At 71.5% G+C, this 3,585-nt stretch carries 4 protein-coding genes; 1 reads left to right on the top strand and 3 read right to left on the bottom strand.

The features are described from left to right. Positions 1-84: 84 nt before the first annotated feature. Entirely contained in the window at positions 85-1,062 is a 978-nt protein-coding gene (locus VFW66_10050) for a cation diffusion facilitator family transporter (protein ID HEX5387031.1), read from the top strand. Between the two features lie 208 nt (positions 1,063-1,270). On the opposite strand, the gene VFW66_10045 is transcribed toward VFW66_10050, so the two are convergent. The 3 genes from VFW66_10045 to VFW66_10035 all read right to left on the bottom strand — a co-directional run. Further along, entirely contained in the window at positions 1,271-1,984 is a 714-nt protein-coding gene (locus VFW66_10045; GenBank protein HEX5387030.1) for a DUF4142 domain-containing protein, read from the bottom strand. Between the two features lie 78 nt (positions 1,985-2,062). Further along, a complete protein-coding gene (locus tag VFW66_10040; protein ID HEX5387029.1) occupies positions 2,063-2,902 on the bottom strand; it encodes an ABC transporter permease subunit in 840 nt (279 codons plus the stop codon). Further along, the coding region (locus tag VFW66_10035; GenBank protein HEX5387028.1) for an ABC transporter ATP-binding protein at positions 2,899-3,585 on the bottom strand (687 nt) is incomplete at its 5' end. The genes VFW66_10040 and VFW66_10035, both read right to left, overlap by 4 nt.

Below are 3,585 nucleotides of genomic sequence, written 5' to 3'. Positions count from 1 at the left end.
ATGAGCGCGTGGGGATCCGGCCGCCGCGCCGCCCATCGGCGCGAGCCGCGCGATAGCGCGGCCGCGAGGATTCCGAGAGGCCCCATGGCCGCGAGCTCACAGTCCAGGACCGTCATCTACGCCGCCCTGATCGGCAACCTGCTGGTGGCCGTCACCAAGGCCGTGGCCGCGGCGATAAGCGGCAGCTCGGCCATGCTGAGCGAGGCGGTCCATTCGTTTGTCGACACCGGCAACGAGGTGCTGCTGCTCTATGGCATGCACCGCGCCGCCGAGCATGCCGACCCCGAGCATCCGCTGGGCCACGGCCGCGAGCTGTACTTCTGGAGCTTCATCGTCGCGCTGCTCATCTTCGCGCTCGGCGCGGGCATCTCGATCTACGAAGGCGTGAACCACATCCGCCATCCGGAGCCGATCACCGACCCGCTGGTGAACTACGTGGTGCTGGCGCTGGCGCTGCTGTTCGAGGGCACCACCTGGATCATCGCCCTGCGCCGGTTTCGCGCGGTGAAGGGCTCGCTCGGTTATTACGCCGCGTTCCGCCGGAGCAAGGACCCGCCGTCATTCATGGTGCTGTTCGAGGACAGCGCCGCGCTGGCCGGCATTTTTCTCGCGGCCGCCGGCACATTCGCGACCGTGACCCTCAAAGCGCCCGTCTTCGACGGCATCGCGTCGATCCTCATCGGTCTCGTGCTCGGCGCGGTCGCGATTCTCCTGGCGCGGGAGAGCAAGAGCCTCCTGATCGGCGAACGGGCCGGCCGCGGCCTCAGCGAAGCGATCCTCCGGATTGCCGAAGCGGAGCCTTCGGTGGAGCGGGTCAATGGTGTGCTCACGGTGCAGCTTGCGCCGGATCAGATCGTGGCCGCGCTCAGCATCGAGTTCACCGACGACGTGCGCGTGTCCGAGCTGGAGCGGCGCGTGACCGAGATCGAGCACAAGGTGCGTGCGGCGCACCCCGAGGTGGTCGCGCTTTTTCTCAAGCCGCAGACCAACAGCCGATATCGCGAGATGGTGCGCCGGCGCCTGGGCGGCGCGGCATCGGAAGCTGGAACGGTACAAGAGTGACTCGGCACCGGAATGCCCTGCACGGCGGAGCCACCCTGGACGATGTCCCAGCCCGGGTGCGGGTTTACGTGGACTTCATGGGGAACGGGCACGATGGGCTGACGGATGCCGGCGCGGCGGATCGCCGCCGCCCCGGCCGATCGATGCCTGGCCGAGGCGGCGGCGCTCTATGCAGGTGATCCGGCGCTGCGGTTCGCGCGCAATCGCGCTACGCCGACGGGCTGCCCAGCTTCTTCTGAATCGATTCCGCCCGATCGAGGTGGGTCTGCAGGATAGGCTTAGCCTTCTCGATCAGGCTCTTGAGTTCCTGGTTCTGGGTCGCGTCATGCGCCTTTTCGGCCAGATCGATCACGGCCTTGTGGACGCCGACCTCCTGGTCGATGTAGGTCCGGTCGAACTGTGCGCCCTTCGGCGCCGCCTTCAGCGAATCCATCTCCGCCTTGGCCAGAGCCTTCACCGGATCGTTCGCCGGCGGCTCAGGCGTGATATTGAGTTTCTTCGCCAGCTGCTGGCCCTGGAGCCGCAGCGCGTGGTGGTCCGTCTCCATCTGTGTGGCGAATCCCCTCACGTCCCCATTGCTCGTCTTCTTGAGCGCGTAGGCGCCGGCGGCGCTGTCCGCCTTGTTGGCCTCGTCGAGCAGCGCCACGATGTTGGCGTCGCTGAGCGCGGCACCGGTGTCGGAGACGGCGGCGCCGGTGTCGGACGCGGCGGCGCCGGGGTTCGCGGCCGGATTCGTGGCTGCCGTATCGACCGGCAGCGTCGTGTCGGCCGCCGACGTCTGGTCGGCCATGCCGGTGTTGGCACCGCCGGTGTTGCTCCTGGGCCCGCATGCGCCGGCCAGGAACATCGGAACCACGGCACCGGCCAGCGCGGCCCGCAGTGACAGTCTCTCCCGCATAGTGACCTCCTCGTGGGCGTGCATCCGGCCCGATGCCGGGCATCGCCCGTGCGGAACGGTACGCGCCAGCCAGGCCGCGGGGGGTGATTCGGGTCACCGGGGCTAGAAATCGCGGCGTCGATAGATCCGGATGGCCCCGGCGATCGGCAGGAGGCACCACGCGGCCACGGAGCCGGCGACGAGCAGCGCGCCGCCTCCCGGCCCGAGCGCGCGCTGCATCGCGGCGCCCGTCGGTCCGAGCAGCACGTCGGCGCCGAGCAGCACGAGGGCCGCCGCGCGCATCCCGTCCAGCGGATTGATCGCGAGGAGCGACACGAGATATGGCCCCGGCTGGCCGGAGCCCGTGAGCTGCAGCAACCCGATCGCGGCGAGATCGTACAGCACGGCCGCGCCGAGCCACACTGCGAGGGCCGCGCCGATGGCAACCGGCCGGCGGCGCGTCAGAATGCCCAGCAGGATGCCGGTTGCGAGGGCCGCCCACGCCACCGTCGTGGCGCCGGCCGCCACGATCGCGTAGCCCGCCAGGCCCTCCCATCCCGCCACCATGCCCACGAGCACCGCCGCGGCGCCGAAGCCCGCGACGGCCACCGCGCCGAGCGCCGCGCCGAGGCCGAGCGCGCGCCCGAGGAGGACGCCGGCGCGGCTCACCGGCTGCACCAGCAGCCACTCGGCGCCCCCGTCCTCTCCGGCGAACGCGTGCGCGCCGATCACGAGGCCCACGAGCGGCAGCAGATAGAGCGCGAGCGCCTGCAGCGAGACCGCGGTGCGCATGAAGCCCTGGACGAGGAGCTCACCAGTAGCGCCGAGCCCGACGAGCGAGAGCCCGATGGCGAGCACGCCGAACAGCGCGCCGAAGCTCTGGACCAGACGGCCGCGCAGCGCGGCACGGAATTCCGACTCCGCGATCGCCAGCACCGCGCCCCGCCCGCGCGGGCGGATCACGCCACCCTCCTGAGCGCCATCTGGCCGGTGAGGCAGCGATAGACGTCCTCGATGCTCCGCGCACCGGTCGCGTTCTCGAGCTCGTATACGCTGCCGACCGCGCGCATGCGGCCCGCCGAGAACACCGCGACGCGATCGGCGACGCTCGCCACCTCGGCCAGGTCGTGTGATGACAGCAGCACCGTGGTCCCTTCGCGCCGGAGCTCGCGGATGAGGTCGCGGACGAGCAACGCCCCGGTCGGGTCGAGTGCGGCGCTGGGCTCGTCCAGCACGAGGGCCGGCGGCGTGCCGACGAGCGCCACCGCGAGACCGAGGCGCTGGCGCATGCCGCCGGAAAAGCCGTCCACCACGCGGTCGGCCGCATCCGCCAGCCCGACGCGGTCGAGCAGCTCTTCCGCCGGGCGCGCGGGCACGCCGCGGAGCCGCGCGCAGAGGCGAAGCAGGGCGCGGGCGGTCACGCCGTCCTGAAAACCGGGCCGCTGCGGCAGGTAGCCGGTGGCGCGCCGCGCGGCGGCGCCGCCGGTCGTGGCGTCGAGGCCCGCGATCTCCACCCGCCCCATGCTCGGACGCACCAGACCGACCAGCGCCTTGAGCAGCGTGGTCTTGCCGGAGCCGTTCGGGCCGATGAGGGCCAGGGTCTCGCCGGGCGCGACGTGCAGGGTGACGTCATCGGCCGCGAGGAC

Source organism: Gemmatimonadales bacterium, from assembly GCA_036279355.1.
GTDB lineage: Bacteria > Gemmatimonadota > Gemmatimonadetes > Gemmatimonadales > GWC2-71-9 > DASQPE01.
This window is presented reverse-complemented; position numbering and strand designations above follow the sequence as displayed.